The 17637-nt window shown below is 62.9% G+C and carries 14 protein-coding genes; 13 read left to right on the top strand and 1 reads right to left on the bottom strand.

The features are described from left to right. Nucleotides 1-57 precede the first annotated feature (57 nt). The 6 genes from bufB (at nucleotide 58) to ACTJKM_RS25765 (ending at nucleotide 5031) form a co-directional block, all read left to right on the top strand. On the top strand, nucleotides 58-984 hold the full coding sequence (gene bufB / locus ACTJKM_RS25790; protein WP_058327327.1) for an MNIO family bufferin maturase: 927 nt from the start codon (nucleotides 58-60) through the stop codon (nucleotides 982-984). Continuing rightward, nucleotides 971-1774: an HvfC/BufC N-terminal domain-containing protein gene (locus ACTJKM_RS25785; RefSeq protein WP_058327328.1), complete on the top strand. Its 804-nt coding sequence runs from the start codon at nucleotides 971-973 to the stop codon at nucleotides 1772-1774. Before bufB ends, ACTJKM_RS25785 begins: the two co-directional genes overlap by 14 nt. 4 nt (nucleotides 1775-1778) lie before the next feature. Further along, nucleotides 1779-2294 (top strand): DoxX family protein, encoded by a 516-nt coding sequence (locus ACTJKM_RS25780; protein ID WP_058327329.1) that lies wholly within the window; start codon nucleotides 1779-1781, stop codon nucleotides 2292-2294. Between the two features lie 192 nt (nucleotides 2295-2486). Beyond that, the gene (locus ACTJKM_RS25775) at nucleotides 2487-3098 is read left to right on the top strand and encodes a helix-turn-helix transcriptional regulator (RefSeq protein WP_245296101.1); all 612 of its coding nucleotides are present in this window, start codon (nucleotides 2487-2489) and stop codon (nucleotides 3096-3098) included. Beyond that, entirely contained in the window at nucleotides 3095-4072 is a 978-nt protein-coding gene (locus ACTJKM_RS25770) for an ornithine cyclodeaminase family protein (RefSeq protein ID WP_162764808.1), read from the top strand. Before ACTJKM_RS25775 ends, ACTJKM_RS25770 begins: the two co-directional genes overlap by 4 nt. Next, nucleotides 4069-5031 carry a pyridoxal-phosphate dependent enzyme gene (locus ACTJKM_RS25765; RefSeq protein WP_113514791.1) on the top strand — a complete coding sequence of 321 codons (963 nt, stop codon included), beginning with the start codon at nucleotides 4069-4071 and terminating at the stop codon, nucleotides 5029-5031. Before ACTJKM_RS25770 ends, ACTJKM_RS25765 begins: the two co-directional genes overlap by 4 nt. A gap of 13 nt (nucleotides 5032-5044) precedes the next feature. Here ACTJKM_RS25765 and ACTJKM_RS25760 read toward each other — a convergent pair whose 3' ends face one another. Then, nucleotides 5045-5986 (bottom strand): LysR family transcriptional regulator, encoded by a 942-nt coding sequence (locus tag ACTJKM_RS25760; RefSeq protein ID WP_058327332.1) that lies wholly within the window; start codon nucleotides 5984-5986, stop codon nucleotides 5045-5047. 111 nt (nucleotides 5987-6097) lie between these two features. On the opposite strand from ACTJKM_RS25760, the gene ACTJKM_RS25755 reads away from it, so the two are divergent. The 7 genes from ACTJKM_RS25755 to ACTJKM_RS25725 all read left to right on the top strand — a co-directional run bounded on the left by ACTJKM_RS25755 (nucleotide 6098) and on the right by ACTJKM_RS25725 (nucleotide 17634). Next, nucleotides 6098-7897 (top strand): adenine deaminase, encoded by a 1800-nt coding sequence (locus ACTJKM_RS25755; protein WP_058327333.1) that lies wholly within the window; start codon nucleotides 6098-6100, stop codon nucleotides 7895-7897. Between the two features lie 60 nt (nucleotides 7898-7957). Continuing rightward, nucleotides 7958-9358 (top strand): NCS2 family permease, encoded by a 1401-nt coding sequence (locus ACTJKM_RS25750; protein ID WP_058327334.1) that lies wholly within the window; start codon nucleotides 7958-7960, stop codon nucleotides 9356-9358. 73 nt (nucleotides 9359-9431) lie between these two features. Then, nucleotides 9432-11228, top strand: coding sequence for an adenine deaminase (ade, locus tag ACTJKM_RS25745; protein WP_440638278.1), 1797 nt, complete (start codon nucleotides 9432-9434; stop codon nucleotides 11226-11228). A gap of 531 nt (nucleotides 11229-11759) precedes the next feature. Next, complete coding sequence (locus ACTJKM_RS25740; protein WP_057255457.1) at nucleotides 11760-13436, top strand: putative bifunctional diguanylate cyclase/phosphodiesterase; 1677 nt, start codon at nucleotides 11760-11762, stop codon at nucleotides 13434-13436. Between the two features lie 144 nt (nucleotides 13437-13580). Then, nucleotides 13581-14105, top strand: a complete 525-nt coding sequence (locus tag ACTJKM_RS25735) for a hypothetical protein (RefSeq protein WP_057255456.1) — start codon at nucleotides 13581-13583, stop codon at nucleotides 14103-14105. Continuing rightward, complete coding sequence (locus ACTJKM_RS25730; protein WP_057255455.1) at nucleotides 14102-15277, top strand: class I SAM-dependent methyltransferase; 1176 nt, start codon at nucleotides 14102-14104, stop codon at nucleotides 15275-15277. The genes ACTJKM_RS25735 and ACTJKM_RS25730 overlap by 4 nt, the downstream gene beginning before the upstream one ends. Continuing rightward, on the top strand, nucleotides 15274-17634 hold the full coding sequence (locus ACTJKM_RS25725) for a SpoIIE family protein phosphatase (RefSeq protein WP_058327336.1): 2361 nt from the start codon (nucleotides 15274-15276) through the stop codon (nucleotides 17632-17634). The genes ACTJKM_RS25730 and ACTJKM_RS25725 overlap by 4 nt, the downstream gene beginning before the upstream one ends. The last annotated feature ends 3 nt before the right edge of the window (nucleotides 17635-17637 follow it).

Below are 17637 nucleotides of genomic sequence, written 5' to 3'. Positions count from 1 at the left end.
AACGGTGGCGCTTCAGCCCGCCACTGAAAAGCACTCGAATACTGAACGGGATTGGCGATGAGCACTTCGACAGGATACGGCGGCCGGTTTGCCTTGGTGAGCCAGCGTCTGCCGAAACATGAAATCGCCGGGCTGGCGGGAACCAGCTTCAAGCACCAGCACCTGCCGGCAATCCTCGCCGATGATACGCCGGGCGGCTTCTTCGAGGTTCATGCGGAAAACTACATGGGCGCCGGCGGTCCGCCGCATGCAGCACTTACCCGCATCCGCGAGGACTTTCCGGTCTCACTGCATGGCGTCTGCATGTCGATTGGCGGGCCACAACCGCTGGACAAGACGCATCTCGCCCGATTCAAGGATCTGGTCGACCGCTATGAACCGGCCCTTGTCTCCGAGCATCTCGCCTGGTCGACCCACGAAACCACCTTCTACAACGACCTCTTGCCGCTGCCCTACACCGAGGCGACCGCCGCTCGCGTCGCCGATCATATCGACGAGGTCCAGGAGATGATCGGCCGCCGGCTGCTGCTCGAAAATCCCTCGACCTATGTCACCTTCCGGGAATCGACGATGAGCGAAACGGCGTTCATTCGCGAACTGGTAAAACGCACCGGCTGCGGACTGCTGCTCGACGTCAACAACGTCTTCGTCTCGGCCACCAACCACGGCTATTCCGCGCTCGACTATCTCGGCGACTTTCCGCTGGAGCATGTGGGCGAGATCCATCTTGCCGGGCACGCGGAACAGCAGGACGACGAGGGCGAACTGCTGCTGGTCGACAGCCACGACGGGCCGGTCGCCGATGCCGTCTGGAAACTCTACGAAATGGTCATCGCTCGGACCGGCCCCATCCCGACTCTGATCGAATGGGACAGCGCCATTCCCGACTGGCCGGTGCTGAAGCGCGAGGCGACGGCCGCACAACGGATCCTTGACCGCCATGCGCAGGTGGCGTCACGGGAGAAGTTCCGTGCAAGCGCCTAGCAGACTACCCACCGCGCGCGTTGGCGCCGCCGGCAGTTATGTCGCCGGCTTCGTGCCGCCGCTTCTTGATCCGGAACGGCAGACGCCGACGCTGGTCTCCGGCCCGAATGGCAAGGCGGCCGTCAAGCGCTTCAACGTCTACCGCAACAACGTCACCGTCAGCCTGATCGAGGCGCTGGCGGCGACCTTCCCGGCGACTGAGCGCATCACCGGCGAAACCTTCTTTCGTGCCATGGCCCGCTTTCACGTGCGGGAAACGCCCCCGACCTCGCCGCTGCTTTTCGAATACGGCCGGGACTTTCCCAACTTCATCGCGCGCTACGAGTACGCCCAAGCGATGCCCTGGCTTGCCGATGTGGCGCGGATCGAACGCGCCTGGCTCGATGCCTATCACGCCGCCGATAAGTCGGCGCTGACGCCAGATGCACTCGCCGCCGTTCCGCCGGACCGGCTCGGCGACGCCGTCTTCGAGGCGCACCCGGCGACCCGGATCGTCCCATCCGACTATCCCGCTGTGACGATCTTTGCCGTCAACCGGGCGAGCGGACCGGTCGACCGAATCGAGTCCTTGGCGCCGGAAAGCGCGCTGATCACCCGCCCGGAACTGGAGGTGGCTGTCCGCAACCTCACACCCGGAGCGGACATTCTGCTCGACCGCCTGCTGTCAGGTGTTCCCCTGGCCACGGCGGCAACGGAAGCAGCAAGCCAATATCCCTCGCTCGACCTCGCCACCGCCATCGCAACGGCGCTCGAGGCCGGCGCCTTCTCGGCCATTCATTACGGAGGATGAAACCATGATGTCCGCATCCAGCTCCCGAAACAGCGTCAATGCCACCGACCTGTCGCACTTGGCCCGCCGCGCGAACCGGGCGGTCGGCGCGCTCGCTCCCCTCTGGCTCGCGCAACTCGTCCTGCGCTTTGGGCTGGCCGTGCCGTTCTTCCGGTCCGGCATGAGCAAATGGGACGGTTTCCTACAGTTGAACGATGTCGCGGTGCTGCTCTTCAGTTCGGAGTTTCAGTTGCATCTTCCCGGTGGTCCTTATCCCTATCCCGCACCGGCGGTCATGGCCTTTGCCGCGGGCTCGGCCGAGATCCTTCTGCCGATCCTGCTGGTGTTCGGTCTGGCAACCCGCTTTGCCGCGCTCGGGCTGCTGGTGATGACCGCAGTCGTGCAACTGACCGTTCCGGACGGCTGGCCCATCCACATCACCTGGGCGGCAATGGCACTCGGCCTCATGGCTTCCGGTCCCGGCAAGCTGTCGCTCGATCATCTGCTGTGCACCTGGCGCGGCGGCCCCAACAAGGGCTGAGCCCATTCCGGCGCCCGCATTACCTGCGTGCGCCAACCCTGATCCCCACTCTCCCATCGGCAGTTCCAATAGCAGCGTGCGAAAATCTCGCACGCCGCTGTCGCGGTTTTTGAAATGTGCGGACGTAAAATCCAATATGGACATTTTAGTCCACGGGTGATTTAAGGACGGTTCCTGAAGAAAGGAAAGGCCGTGAATCCCGAACTCCGCCCGCATATGCTGGTCTGCGACGCGATCGCCTTGCTGTTCCAGCCCTATGCCGAAGTCGTGCTGCACGATCTCGCAACCGAAACCGTGATCCACATCGCCGGTAATTTTTCCAAGCGGGAAATCGGCGAACCCTCGCTGCTCAGCGAAATCGGTTTCAAGGAAGCGGACGGGGTCATCGGTCCCTACGAGAAGGTCAATTGGGACGGCCGCTCGATCAAAGCGATCAGCGCTGTGCTGCGAGGTACAGACGGCAAGGCGATCGGCGTGCTCTGCATCAACGCCGATGTCTCGGACTTTCACGCCGCACTCAGGACCCTCAACGCGCTTGTCCGCGTGCCTGCAAGCAGCGACAAGCCGGAGAGCCTGTTCAAGGAAGACTGGCACGAGCGCGTCAACGAGTATGTCCAGCAATGGACGACGGCCCGCGCGCTGACGATCTCGACGATGAGCCGGACCGACAAGCAGGCGCTGGTGATCGCCCTTTCCTCCGATGGTGCCTTCGGCGGCAAGAACGCCGCCTCCTACATCTCCCGCATCCTCGGCATGGGCCGGGCGACCGTCTACAAATACCTGAGCCAGGGCAGCGCGCCGTGATCGTCATCGACCGCGAAAAACTTGCATCCTTGCCCCTGCTGACACTCGCGGCCCCGGCGATCCGCGACGCCTATATTGCTGTGACCGATGGCCGCGCCAACCTGCCGCCGGTCGGCTACCTGCCGCTCATCGGCCGCAATGCCGATTGCCACATCAAATATGGCTACATCGAAGGCGATCCGATCTTCGTCGTGAAGATCGCGTCCGGTTTCTATGACAACCCGGCCAGGGGGCTGCCATCCAGCAACGGCATGATGGTTGCGGTCTCCGCCGAGACTGGAGACGTGGTCGCGGTGCTCGACGATAAAGGGATGCTGACCGATCTGCGCACCGGCATCGGCGGTGCCATCGCGACCATGGCCTTGTGGCGCAGCGACACCCGCTCGGTCGGCATCGTCGGCACCGGTACGCAGGCGCGCGTCCAGATCCGCGCGCTCGCCGCGCTCTCGGATCGAAAGCTTCATTTCTCGGTCTGGGGACGGTCGCCGGAAAAAGTAGCCGCTGTGCTTGCCGATCTTGCAGACCTTGAGCTTGCCATCGAGGCGACAACCGACTTGGAAGCGCTGTGCCGCCAATCCGATGCGATCGTGGCGACGACACCCTCGAAAGAGCCGCTGATCCGGTCGGACTGGATCGCTCCCGGCACGCACATCACCGCCATGGGTGCGGATGCGCCGGGCAAGCAGGAGCTCGACATCGCGCTCGTTGCCCGCGCCGATCGGCTTTTCGTCGATCTCTCCGAGCAATGCCTAGATCACGGCGAATTCTCCGCCGCTGCGCGGGCAGGATCGATCGGCGAAGGGCGCTGCGTTGCGCTCGGAGCGGTTCTTTCCGGTGCGACCAAGGGTCGGCGCTCGGACGGAGACATCACCATCGCCGACCTGACGGGGATCGCGACACAGGATATCGCCATCACCCGTGCCGCGCTCGCTGCGCTCGGTCTGCTTGGGCGCGCTGAAGGAGCACGATCATGAACAAAGACATTTTCGAAACAGCAGCACGCTCCGTACAGGCGCGCCAGCGTATCCGTCCGTTCATCTATGAGACGCCGCTGATCCCCTCCCGCGCAATCGGACGGCAAACGTCTTCGACTGTGCTGTTCAAGGCGGAGAACCTGCAGTTGACTGGTTCCTTCAAGATCCGAGGTGCCGCCAGCAAGATGACGTCGCTGCCGCGGGATCAGCGGGTGATTACCGCCTCCTCCGGCAACCATGGCATCGGTGCTGCCCATGCGGCAAGCGCGATCGGTCAGAAGCTGACCGTCGTCTTGCCCGAGATCGTCAAGGCGGCGAAGCTCGAACGCATCCGCTCCTATGGCGTCGACGTCATTCTCCACGGCGGCGAAACAGGGCTCGCCGAACAGGAAGCCCAGCGGCTGGCCGCATCGGACAAGCGTGTCTACGTCTCGCCTTACAGCGATCGTGAGATCATCGCCGGACAGGGAACCATTGGGCTCGAACTGCTGGAACAGACCGAACGCATCGACAATGTCTTCGTCGCCATGGGCGGCGGCGGGCTGATCAGCGGCATCGGCTCGGTGCTGAAGAGTTTCAGCCCGCACACTCGCGTCATCGGCGTTTCCGCCGCCAATTCCGCAGCACTTGCCGCTTCGATAAACGCGGGTCGCGTCGTCGAGACGGAACATCTCGATACACTCGCCGAGGCGGTCGCCGGTGGCCTGGATGAAGACAGTGTCACGCTCGCGCTGGCTATGGCCGTCATCGACGAGGTGGTTACGTGCACGGAGGCGGAAATCGAAGCGTCGATGCGCGAGCTGCTTCTTGACGAGCATATGCTGGTCGAAGGGGCTGCAGCCCTCGCGCTCGCCGGCTTCCGCCAGGTCGCCGAAAAATACGCCGGCCAGACCAATGTCGTGCTGCTCTGCGGCGGCAATGTCGATGGCGCGAGCATGCTGCCTACATTGCTTCGCTAGGCGACGACCAGCGTCAAAGGCTGACCCGCTCGACGTAATAGCGCGGGATCTTCACCCGATCCCGATCGCGATAGAAGTCGATGCAGAAATCGACGAAGGCCTTGAAGCGTTTCGACACGTGCCGGCGGCGCGAATAGATGAGGTTGATCGCCGTCTGCGGTGAGCGCCAGTCGCAAAGCACCGGTTCCAGCAGGCCGGCCTGCCGCTCGGTCTCGACGAAGAAGTCAGGCAGGTAGGCGATGCCCTCGCCTGCCACCGCGAAATACTTGATCGTCCAGTAGTCGTTGGTGGTGCAGGTCGCAGCCGGCAGCAGGTCCACCTCGTCCTCGCCGGCTTGCGTCAGGTACCAGGATTGCAGCCGCGTCGGCTGGCGGAAGACGAGGCCGCGATGGCCGGCAAGTTCGTCCGGATTTTCCGGCTGTCCGTGGCGGGCGATGTATTGCGGACTGGCGAAAAGACCGTAGGACGAGACCGAAAGCCGCCGGCTGATGTAATCCACATCCGACGGCTCGCCCCAGTGGAAGATACCGTCGAGCGCCTGTTCGGTGACATCGGAAAACGGCTGACGCGAGGGGAGAAAGACGACGTCGAGATTGACCTGCGGATACTGCTGGCGAAAGGCGTAGAGCAGCTCGGACGTGATGGTCGTGCCGAACTCGCCGGTCGAACCCACCCGCAGCGTGCCCGCGACCTCCTGGCGCATCTCGGCCATTGCGGTTGCCGCATCGTCGCAATTCGACTGGATGAGCCGCGCATAGCGCAGGAATTCCGCGCCCGCATCGGTCACATGAAGCTGGTGACCTTCCCGCACGAAGAGCTCGATGCCGAACTCGTCCTCCAACTGGCGGATCTTGTGGCTGAGTGTCGACTTAGGCAGCCGATACCGCCTGGAAGCCGCTGAAATAGAACGGGAATCGGCAACTTTCACGAAGCAGTCGATAAGCGAGAGATCCATATTTCGTCCAAAATCTTGGATGATATGTTCAGAAAATAGCCTGTTTCGGCCCATTGTGCAAACGCATGGGAATTGGGAATGTTCACTGGAGCTAAGGGAGAAGAGGTTCCAGTGAGCGATATCAGAGAATTCATTCGCGCCGCATCAGGCACCGGCGGCAAGGCAACGCTGGCGATCCGGGGCGGTCGCCTCGTCAATGTCGTCTCGGAGGAAATCTATCAGGCCGACGTCGCCATTTATGGCGAACGCATCATCGCCGTCGGCGACATCTCCGACTATATCGGCCCTGAGACCAAGATCGTCGACGCCACGGGCAAATATCTCGCACCGGGCATGATCGACGGGCATCTGCATGTCGAGTGCTCGAAGATGTCTTTGACGAGCTTTGCCAAGGCCGTCGTTCCGCTCGGCACGACCTCGATCGTCACCGGCCTCGACCAGATCATCGTCGTCGGCGGGCCGGCTGCAGCACGCGAGTTCCTCGATGAAGCCAAGCAGACGCCGCTGAAAGTCTTCTGGGGAGCCCCCTGCAAGACGCCCTACACCATGCCGCGCTCGACCGTCGGCCACTACTTCAGCCCGGCCGACCACCAGGCGACACACAACTGGCCGGAATGCGTCGGCATCTGGGAAACGGTCCGCGAATTCATCCAGGAGGAAGACGCCGACGTGCTGGCGGCGCTTGAACTCGCCGAAAAGAGCCGACTGCCGGTGCTTGGCTGCTGCCCGATGACCCGCGGCGCACGGCTTAACGGCTACCAGCAATCGGGCGTTCGCGCCGACCACGAGAGCTACACGCCGGAAGAGATGCTCGAAAAGCTGCGCGCCGGCATGCATGTCGTGGTGCGTGAATCCTCGATCTCGCATTTCCTTGCGGACAACCTGCGCATCGTGACGGAAATGGGCGTGAAGGCGCTCCGCCGCATCAGCTTCTGCACCGACGACGTGGTCGCGAGCGACATCCTGAAGCGCGGCCATCTCGACAACATGGTGCGCATGGCGATCGCCATAGGCATTTCGCCGATGGCGGCGATCCAGATGGCGACGATCAACGGCGCCGATGCGCTGAGGATCGACGACAAGGTCGGCTCGATCTCGCCCGGCCGCGCCGCCGACATCCTGCTCGTCAACAACCTGCGCGATTTCAACATCGAGACCGTCGTCGCCAAGGGCGAAGTGGTCGCCCGCGATGGCAAGATGGCGATCGAGTTGACGCCGCCGGTGCGCAGCGTTGCCCTGCGCAACTCCGTCAAGGTCGCACAGCTTGAGCCCGGCGACCTCAAGGTCGCCTATGACGGCGCCGGCGACACGGCCGAGGCGTTGGCGATCGCCGTCACGCCGGAAAAGATCTTCGTGCGCACCCGTCGCGACGTGACCCTTGCCGTCAAGGACGGCCAGGTCTTCGCCGATCCCGCCAGGGACGTGCAATACATCACGGTCGTCGAGCGCTACGGCAAGACCCGCAACCGCCCGGTCGCCTTCACCTCCGGCTTCGGCTTGCGCGAAGGCGCGATGGCCAGCTCGACCGCGCCCGATGACAACAACATCATCTGCATAGGCGCCGACCTCGAAGACATGCGCATCGCCATCAACCACCTGATCGCCCACAATGGCGGCCAGGTCGTGGTCAGGAACGGCAAGGTTGAAGCCTTCTTGCACCTGCCGATCGGCGGCATCGTCTCCGACATCGAACCGGCCGAGATGGCGGCGCTGGAAGACCAACTCGACGATGCGGCCCGAGCCCTCGGTTGCCCGCTTCCCTGGCCCTTCATGTACATGTTCGTGCTGCAGATCACGGCGATCCCGGAATATGCGATCACCGACCTCGGCGTCGTCGATTGTGTCGGGCTCAAGGTGATCTCGCCGTTTTCGCCCGCTCGAGGAGACGAGCGCGCCGAAGCCGCAGAATAATGCTCCAGGAGGGGACCGGTCATGCCGGCCCCCTCTGCCGTTTCAAAAAAGGGGAACAAAATGAACATTCAGAACAAGACCGTGGAGGCGGCACCTAGCCCGGAGACATCCTGGCTTCACGCCCTTCTTGATCGCTACTTCCAGATCTCGCGGTTCGGCTCCACCGTCCGCACCGAAATCCTGGCCGGCCTCACGACCTTTCTCGCGGCCTCCTACGTCATCGTCGTCAACCCCTCGATCCTGGCGCATGCCGGCATCCCGTTTTCGGCAGGCGTGACGGCGACGGTGCTCGTCAGCTTCATCGGCAGCTGCGCCATGGGGCTTTATGCGCGCAGCCCCATATTGGTGGCGCCGGGCATGGGCATCAATGCGCTCTTTGCCTACACGATGGTGGTCGGCGCCAAGGTTCCGCTCGAGGTCGCGCTCGGCTGCGTCTTCTGGGCCGGCGTGCTCTTCACCATCATGGCGTTCTTCAACCTGCGCCAGACGATCATCGAGGCAATCCCGGTCGATCTGCGCTACGGCATCGCCTGCGGCATCGGCCTCTTCATCGCGCTGATCGGCCTGGAAAACGCCAAGTTCATCGTTGCCAATCCCGACACCATCGTCGGGCTGACCCAGTTCAACCCGGTGACGCTCACCTTCATCGCCGGCTTCGTGCTGACGGTGGCGCTGGTGGTGCGGCGCGTTCCCGGCGCAATGATGGCCGGCATGATCCTCACCACCATCCTTGCGATCCCGATCGGCCGCTGGTGGGGCGACGGCAGCGCGTTCTGGCCGGAGACGCCCGACGTGCACACGCTGGTCAACTGGAGCGGTTTCTCCGCCGCACCGGATTTCAGCTTCGTTGGTCAGATCGATCTCCTGGGCGCGCTCAACCTGATCTATCTGCCCTTCATCTTCGTCTTCCTGTTCACCAACTTCATCGAGGCGCTTTCCACATTCCTTGGCCTTGCTGAAGCGGCCGACCTCAAGGATGAGACCGGCATGCCGCGCAATATCCGCGAATCGATGCATGTCGATGCGATCGCCGCACTGATCTCGGCCCCGCTCGGCACCAGCCCCGCGACCGTCTATCTCGAATCCGGCGCCGGCATCCAGCAAGGAGGCCGGACCGGTCTGGTGGCACTTATCGCCGGCCTGCTCTTCCTGCCCTTCCTGTTCCTGTCGCCGTTGCTCTCGCTGGTGCCGGCGGTGGCCACTGCGCCGGTGCTGATCCTCACCGGTCTCTTCATGTCCGAGCCGATCAGCAACATCCGCTGGAGCGCGCTCGACGAGGCGATCCCCGCGTTCCTCGCGATCGTCTTGATCCCGCTCACCTTCTCGATCACGCTCGGCCTGTCGCTGGCGATCATCGCCTATGTGCTGATCAAACTGGTCTGCGGCCGGGCGCGCGATGTAAGACCGGTCATGTGGTTCGTCGCGCTGCTTGCCGCAGCCCTCGTCGCCCAGACTCAATAGACCACCAGCAAATCCTTCGGCGCCCTCCTTTTTATGGAAGGGCGCCGACATCGCCCATCCGAAGGAAACAAACATGCTTCAATCCTGGTCGAGAACCGCACCCGAACTGGTCGACGTCGCCATGGGCCGCAAGCCGGCCGATCTCGTGATCCGCAACGGCAAATGGGTCAACGTCTATTCTGGCGAGATCATTCCCGGGACCGATATCGCCGTCAAAGCCGGCCGTTTCGCTTATGTCGGCCCGGACGCCGGCCACACGATCGGCGCCGATACCAAGGTCGTCGATGCGGCCGGCCGCTATCTCGTGCCCGGCCTTTGCGACGCGCACATGCATGTCGAGAGTGGTCTCGTCACCGTCACCGAATTTGCCCGCGCGGTGATCCCGCACGGAACCACCACCATGTTCATCGACCCGCACGAGATCGCCAACGTGCTCGGCCTCGATGGCGTCCGGCTGATGAACGAGGAAGCGCAGAGCCTGCCGGTCAACGTGCTCGTCCAGGTGCCGAGCTGCGTGCCGAGCGCGCCGGGCCTTGAGACCGCCGGCGCCGAGCTTTCCGCTCAAGATGTCGCCGAGGCGCTCGCCTGGCCGAACGTCATCGGTCTCGGCGAGATGATGAATTTCCCCGGTGTCGCTGCCAACGACCCGAAGATGATGGCCGAGATCGCTGCGACCCAGGATGCGCGGCTGACCGTCGGTGGGCACTATGCCTCGCCGCATCTCGGCCGCGAATTCCATGCCTATGCCGCCGGCGGCCCGACCGACGACCACGAGGGGACCACCGTAGAGGACGCGATCGCCCGCGTTCGCCAGGGCATGCGCGCCATGCTGCGCCTTGGCTCCGCCTGGTACGATGTTGCCGCACAGATCAAGGCCGTCACCGAATCCGGCCTCGATCCGCGCAATTTCCTGCTCTGCACCGACGACAGCCATTCCGGCACGCTGGTTCATGACGGACACATGAACCGCGTGGTGCGCCATGCGATCGCACAGGGGCTGAAACCGATTACCGCCATCCAGATGGCGACGCTCAACACCGCCCAGCATTTCGGCCTGGAGCGCGAGCTCGGATCGATAGCGCCCGGCCGGCGGGCGGACCTGATCGTCACCTCGGATCTCGCGGCGCTGCCGATCGAGATGGTGTTTGCCCGCGGCGAACTCATGGCCGAAGGCGGGACGCTGGTGCGCGACATCCCGGCCTATGTCTATCCGGAAAGCGCCCGCAACACCGTCCATCTTGGCCGGATGCTGACCGCCGCGGATTTCGACATTCCGTCCAATGCACGCGCTACAAGGGCGCGGGTGAACGTGATCGGCGTCGTCGAAAACCAGGCGCCGACGCGCGCGCTCGAGGCCGAGGTCGCAATCGAAAACGGCTTCGTGCAGATGGATAGGGCCAACGATATCTGCCAGATCGCGCTCGTCGAACGCCACCGCGGCACCGGCGACGTCGTCAACGCCTTCGTCTCCGGCTTCGGCTACGGCAGCGATTGCGCGATCGCCAGCACGGTCGCGCATGATAGCCACCACATGATCGTCGTCGGCACGAACAAGGCGGACATGGCCAAGGCCGCCAACCGACTGCACGAGGTCGGCGGCGGCATCGTCGTCATCAAGCAAGGCCGCGAGCTGGCTCTGGTCGAACTTCCCGTTGCCGGCCTGATGTCGGATCAGCGGGCGGAGATCGTTGCCGAGAAGGCCGCGGCCATCGTCGAGGCGATGCGCGCCTGCGGCTGCCGGTTGAACAACGCCTACATGCAGCACTCGCTGCTGGCCCTCGTCGTCATTCCGGAACTCAGGATTTCGGACAAGGGCTTGATCGACGTCCGGACCTTCCAGAAGATCGACGTGATCTTGAGCACGCACTGAGCCTAAATAGCGATTGGCCGCCGGCAACCCGGTGGCCAACTCGCCCGTGGTTCTTAATTCCGGGTGATCGCGGGATGGGTGAAGCCACATAATCCCCTGAAAACTTCCTTTATGGTTAACCGATACTTAAACGGAGCCCGACGGCCCCGTTGCCCGGGCGTATCTGCCGTTTGCTTAACCGCGACCGGCCGCAGTAGACACCCGAACCCCCTGTTGATATGGCGTCCCACAATGGAACATGCGTGCAGGCGGAACCGAAACGCCCACAGCTGTTCCGCCCCAAATTGCATGCAATGATGGCAAATGATACAAGATGAAGCTTATATACAACCGTGTGGGGCAAAGGATATCGAGCAGCGCTCGCCATGCTCCGAAGCGAGGTTTCCACAGGTAAGATCGCAAGCAGCCTATTGGCATTGACCCGGGCGGGCGACGCGGTAGCTTTGCAGAAGGACGAGCCGAACCGGAGCGCCGTTGGAGCGGGCTTTTACATTCTTCCGGCGCGTTCGAAATAGAGAGGGAAAGGCAAGCATGCCGGACACTGACGCAACCTTGTCTGCTTCAGCTTCAGTGCAAGATCCCGTTGCGGCCCATCTGGACGAAGTCCTCTCGTTCTATGACGAAGCCTTTCATCTGACCGGCGCCTCGCCGGCGCTGCAGGAAACTTACGAAGTCGGCACGCTCGTCGATGCCACCTTGTGGCATCTCTATCCCGAGTTGCTTGCGCCGGTGTCGAAGGCCGCGGTTGAATCCGTCATCGCTCACGGCGTGCCGCGCAGCGTCGAAGTCGTCGACGCCACCACCAAATCACGGCGCACGCTGCTCGTCTTCCGCGCCATGCGTGGCATCGGCGTGCTCGAAACGAGCGGCCGCTCGACCCGCCGCGAGGTGGGCAGCCATGGCGAAAGCGAGCGCGCGCTGCTTCTGCACCAGGCGACCCACGACGTGCTGACCGGCCTGCCCAACCGGCGGCAGTTCAGCGACGATCTGCAAAGCATCCTGCCGACGCCGGGCGAGAAGCTGGCGCTGATGCAGATCGACCTCGACGATTTCAAGCCGGTCAACGACACGCTCGGCCACGGCGCCGGCGACGCGGTCTTGAAAATGGCCGCCGAGCGCATCCGCGGCACCCTTCGCGACGGCGAAGTCGCCTATCGCCTCGCCGGCGACGAGTTCGCCGTCATCCAGCGCCACAGCGACCAGCCGGCAGACGCCGAGTATCTCGCCGAAACCCTGATCCAGGCGTTCAGCGAACCTTTCACGATCGACGGCATCTCCGTCTTCGTCGGCGCCAGCATCGGCATTGCCATTGCGCCGAATGACGGAAACGACATCGAGCAACTGATGAAGGCGGCGGACATTGCGCTTTATGCCGCCAAGAAGGACGGACGGGGCCGGGCAAAGACCTTCAGCCGCTCCATGCTGATCGTGCTCGAACAGCGCGAGATGCTGCGCCGCAGTCTGCGCACCGCGCTGCAGGACAAGCAGTTTTCGATCGAGTACCAGCCGCTCGTCGAGCCGCCATTTTCGATCGTCGGCTTCGAGGCGCTTGTGCGCTGGCACCATCCGCTGGTCGGCACGATCCCGCCCAACGTCTTCATCCCGATGGCGGAAGCCGACGGCCTGATGAACGAGATCGGCCAATGGGTGCTGGAGGAGGCCTGCCGGCAGGCTGCCACCTGGCCGTCGCACTTCACCGTCGCCGTCAACCTGTCCCCGGCGGAGTTCCTGCGCGAGGGCCTGACAGACCGGATCGCCCAGGCGATCGACATGGCAGGTTTGAGGGCCGACCGGCTTGAGCTCGAGGTCACAGAATCGGTGCTGCTTGAACGCACGACCAACAACCTCGACACGCTGAACACGCTCAACGTGCTCGGTATCCAGATCTCCCTCGACGATTTCGGCACCTTCTATTCGTCGCTCAGCTACCTCAAGAACTTCCCCTTCGATACGATCAAGATCGACCGCTACTTCATCAAGGATCTGGAGAGCGACGAAAAGAGCCAGACGATCGTCCGGTCGATCATCGGCCTTGCCCACGGTCTTGGTATGCGCGTGACCGCCGAAGGCGTGGAAACGGTTGGACAGGCGGTCTGGCTGCGGAAAGAGGGATGCGACCGGCTGCAGGGTTACTTCCTGGGCATGCCGATGCCGGCGGACGCCATTGGCGCCTATCTTCGCCGCTCGTCGGCAATGGCAACGCTCTAGGCGCATCCGTGCGTTGCGCGGCGGGATGCGCGGCGCATCACCTGGGTTGTTTACGTGCAAAATCCGGGGGTTGCGTGGTTAGAAATCATTATAGAAAGTGCCGTATGGCCGTGGCAGAGTTCGGGGTGCGGAGGACATTGCTGCATGGGTGCTAGTGTCAACAAGACCACGGAGACGGCTTTCGAGCCCTTGCTTCAGTTCGATATGGAGATGGAAGATTTCCTCTCGGACTGGCACCATTGCGATCATGTTTCGAGCTACCTCGCGCGTATGATCAGCCACAACCGGACCGATCCGGTACGGCATTCGAACTTCTTTTCCTCCGCGCTCAACGAGCTTCTCGAGGTTTCATTTCGCGGCGGCACCACCGACGGCAAGATCGGGTTGTCGATCTATCGCCAAGGCGCCACGGAGCGGGTTCAGCTGAGCTTCCCCTGCCCGCCGGGCCAGGCGCGCTTCTATCGTGAAGCGGTATCGAAAACCCGTGAGAGCGATGCCCAGGCCCGCTACCTCGACGCCATTTCCAACGACCTTGCCCCCAGCCGGGAATCGGTGCTTCTGGACCTCGCTGTGAACTACGACGCCCGCCTCCGGCTTGACGAGGATGCGGCTCCGGCCATCACCCTGATCGTGGATCTTCCTCTTGAAGGTGAAGGAATGGTGAGTTGATCGCGGCGGGTCTTCCTCAGCGTTTCAAGGTCGGTTTTGACCCGAACAGCCAGATCTTCTCGCTTGCTGGAACGATTCGGCCGCGTTCGATCGATGAAATCGCCGAGAGCATCCATGCGCTGAGAGAAGCGATCGATGCGGTGCGCGGCGTTCTCTATATTGATGTGAAGCGCCTCATCCAGATGAACAACACGGCCTTCCAGGCCTTCATCCGGGTCGCCCTCGACGCCTGCCGCGAGCGATCGGACCTGCGTCTGGTCATCGTCACGTCCAGCGTCGTCAGCTGGACGACGCGCATGTTCCGGCACCTGAGCACGATCGAGCCGCAGATCTCCGTCGAGGTCTATGATTCGATGTTCTATCCCGGCCAGGACTACTTCGAGGATACGAGCTTCATTCCAATCCTCCGCGCGCAGACGAAATTGACCTGGCGCCACGAGCGCACCATCCTGCCGCGCCACGGCATGCGGCCCGGAATCGCCGTGGCCGACATCTGCTGCGGCATCGGCGATTTCGCCGTGCTCGCGCAGAAGGAGTTTCAGCCGGCGCGGATCGTCGCCCTCGACCACTCGAAGCCGAGCCTCGCCTATGCCCGCACGGTGGCGGCGGAGTTCGGCGTGACGGGTATCGAATATACCTATGGCGATGCGTCGGAGATGCTACTGGAGGACAACCAGTTCGACTTCGTGGCCTGCCGCCACTCGCTGCAGATCTTCAATCAGCCGGAGCTGCTTCTCAAGGAACTCTATCGGATCGTGAAGCCGGGCGGCCGGGTCTACATCACCAACGAGAAGAACTCGCACTGCCTCGGCGAGCCGCGGGCGCAAAGCATCCAATGGACCTACAACGAGCTCGCGAGGCTTTTGAGCCATTTCGAGATGGATGTGGAGCTCGGGCCGAAGAGCCGGCGCTATCTCGCCGACGCGGGCTTCGACGACATCCTGGTTGAATCCTTCATGGTCACAAATCTGGACGGTGACCCACAGGATTTCGCCGACATCATCGCCGGCTGGGAGAAGATGTTTGCGGCAATGGCGGCGAGACACGGCGAAGCACCCGAATTCATCGACCGTTTTCGCCAGGGCTTCCGGGACCACATCTTCGCTGCATTGCATCCGAAGGGCTATGCAGGCTGGCCGATCTGGGCAGCGTCCGGGCGCAAACCACTATGAGCGCAAGCAATATCCAACGTCCCCGGTTCGGTTTGAGATCCTTTCGCGCCAAGTTCGTACTGGTCGTCGGCAGCGCCGTGCTCTTCGACCTCCTGCTAACAGGCGGTCTGGCGCTCTGGAACGTTCAAAGATTGTCGCGTGACGCGACGACGGAGGTCGGACAGGGCCTGCAAAAGGCCAACGAAGATTACATGCGCACCTACGCGGTTTCGACGGCCGCGCGGGTTAATCTTCTGCTCGGCCAGGTTCACGCCGACGTCGCCACGCTCGCGGGCGTGCTGCAGGCGCAGATCGACCGCCCCGTGCGCAGGTCCGACGTGGGGGAGGCACTTGCCCGGCACGCACCGGAATCCGTTACAGTCACCTACGATCCCAAAGGTGGGTGGGCGCAGAACCTTCCAGGACAGCTCTCGAGCGTAAGCGTTTGGAGCTATCTCCTTGGCCCCGACCACCGGCCGCTGCCCGAGGTGCAGACCGATATCGAGAACAGCGCCGTTCTCGATCTGGTTGCTCCCGCCCTGCTTGCGCACGGCCGCTCCAAACTGCAGATGTACTATGTCGGGCCAAAAGAACGGCCGATCTTGCGGATGGCGCCCTATGCCGATCAGGCGCAGACATTCGACCGTCTCTACCCCGGTCACAACGAAGCCAACTTCTGGAGCTTCTTCTTCCCCGGCCTCTACGAGTCCTGGGAGGAATGGGCGAAGCATCCGAACCTCAGGCCCGTTGCAGCCGATACCACGCAAACGGCACCTTACACCGATGCCGCCTCGGGCAAACTGATCGTCAGTTTCTTCCAGCCGCTCTGGACGCCCGATCGCAAGGGTGTCGCCGGAGCGACCGGAACCGATATCACGCTCGATCAACTGGCCGAGGTTGTCGAAAGCGTCAAAGTCGGCGACAGTGGCTTCGGATTTCTGGTGATGTCCGACGGCAATGTGCTTGCCATCAATCCGGTCGGCGAAAAGGTAATCGGCCTGCAGCGGTCGAGCGACACTGGTGGACAAGGCGTCACCGGGTTGGAGCGCTCGCTACGCCGCAGCGTACAGCCCGCGATCACAGAGCTGCCGCTTGGCGCCGATGGCGCCATTCAGCGGGTACTACTCGACGAGAGCGGTGAGAAGGTCCCCTACCTCATTCTCCTGAAGCAGCTCGCGCCAGAGAACTTCTGGGTGTCCGGTCCGGTGCGCCGCGAGACCATGTCGATTGGCATCGTCGTGCCGGAGCGGGAAATCTATGCCTCACTGTTTGCGGCGCAGGCGAGTATCTCTGAAGCGACAAACCGCATCCTCATCTATCAGATCCTGGCCCTGCTCGCTTCGCTGCTGTTCGTCACGCTCGCCGTGTTCGGCATTTCCAAGCGCGTTACCCGCGGCATCAGCGCGCTCGCCGGAGCGGCGACCCGCATCGAAGCGAAGGACTATTCCGTCCGTGTGCCCATTACGACGCGCGACGAAGTCGGTGAAGCCGCCATCGCGTTCAACCGCATGGCCGAAGAGATCAGCTACCACACCGAGAACCTCGAAAACCTGGTGACCGAACGCACCAAGCAGCTCGAGGACGCCAACCACCAGATTTCGACGCTGAATACCCAACTGCGCAGCGAGAACCTGCGCCTTGGGGCCGAACTCGCCGTCGCCAAGCAGATCCAGATGATGGTGCTGCCGAAGGCCGGCGAGCTCGCGGAAATCGCCGACCTCGAGATCGCCGCCTATATGCGGCCGGCCGACGAGGTGGGAGGCGACTACTACGACGTGCTGCGTGACGGCGAGCGCCTTAAGATCGGCATCGGCGACGTGACCGGTCATGGCCTTGAAAGCGGTGTGCTGATGCTGATGGTGCAGTCGGTCGCCCGCGCCCTGCAGGAAGCCGGCGACATGGACCCGGAGCAGTTCCTCAACCGCCTCAACCGCGCCATCTACAAGAACATCGTGCGCACCAACACCGACAAGCATCTGTCGCTGGCCTTCCTCGACTACGACCACGGCCGCCTGACGCTGTCGGGGCAGCACGAGGAGCTGATCGTGGTGCGCAAGGGTGCCGAAATCGAGCGGATCGACACGCTCGACCTCGGCCTGCCGATCGGTCTCGAATCGGACATTTCGGCTTTCGTCGCCACCCGCGAGATATCCTTCGGCCGCGGCGACATGATCGTGCTACACACGGACGGCGTGACCGAGGCGGCGAACGCGAAGGGCGAACTGTTCGGTATCGAGCGGCTGTGCGCAAGCGCCGGAAAGTTTTACGGACAAAGCGCCGAGGACGTCAAAGCGGGCATCATCGACGACCTGATGGCGCATATCGGCAAGCAGAAGATATATGACGACATCACGCTCGTCGTCATGAGACACAGGTGATCA

The organism is Ensifer sp. 22460 (assembly GCF_052044935.1).
Classification (GTDB): domain Bacteria; phylum Pseudomonadota; class Alphaproteobacteria; order Rhizobiales; family Rhizobiaceae; genus Ensifer.
The sequence above is the reverse complement of the archived record's forward strand: the minus strand, read 5'-3'. Positions and strand labels throughout refer to the sequence as shown.

Coding starts and splice junctions, on each gene's coding strand:
- ACTJKM_RS25760 (WP_058327332.1), bottom strand. CDS start 5,986: ATGGATCTCTCGCTTATCGACTGCTTCGTGAAAGTTGCCGATTCCCGT.
- ACTJKM_RS25725 (WP_058327336.1), top strand. CDS start 15,274: ATGAGCGCAAGCAATATCCAACGTCCCCGGTTCGGTTTGAGATCCTTT.
- ade (WP_440638278.1), top strand. CDS start 9,432: ATGCTTCAATCCTGGTCGAGAACCGCACCCGAACTGGTCGACGTCGCC.
- ACTJKM_RS25740 (WP_057255457.1), top strand. CDS start 11,760: ATGCCGGACACTGACGCAACCTTGTCTGCTTCAGCTTCAGTGCAAGAT.
- ACTJKM_RS25780 (WP_058327329.1), top strand. CDS start 1,779: ATGATGTCCGCATCCAGCTCCCGAAACAGCGTCAATGCCACCGACCTG.
- ACTJKM_RS25735 (WP_057255456.1), top strand. CDS start 13,581: ATGGGTGCTAGTGTCAACAAGACCACGGAGACGGCTTTCGAGCCCTTG.
- ACTJKM_RS25765 (WP_113514791.1), top strand. CDS start 4,069: ATGAACAAAGACATTTTCGAAACAGCAGCACGCTCCGTACAGGCGCGC.
- bufB (WP_058327327.1), top strand. CDS start 58: ATGAGCACTTCGACAGGATACGGCGGCCGGTTTGCCTTGGTGAGCCAG.
- ACTJKM_RS25750 (WP_058327334.1), top strand. CDS start 7,958: ATGAACATTCAGAACAAGACCGTGGAGGCGGCACCTAGCCCGGAGACA.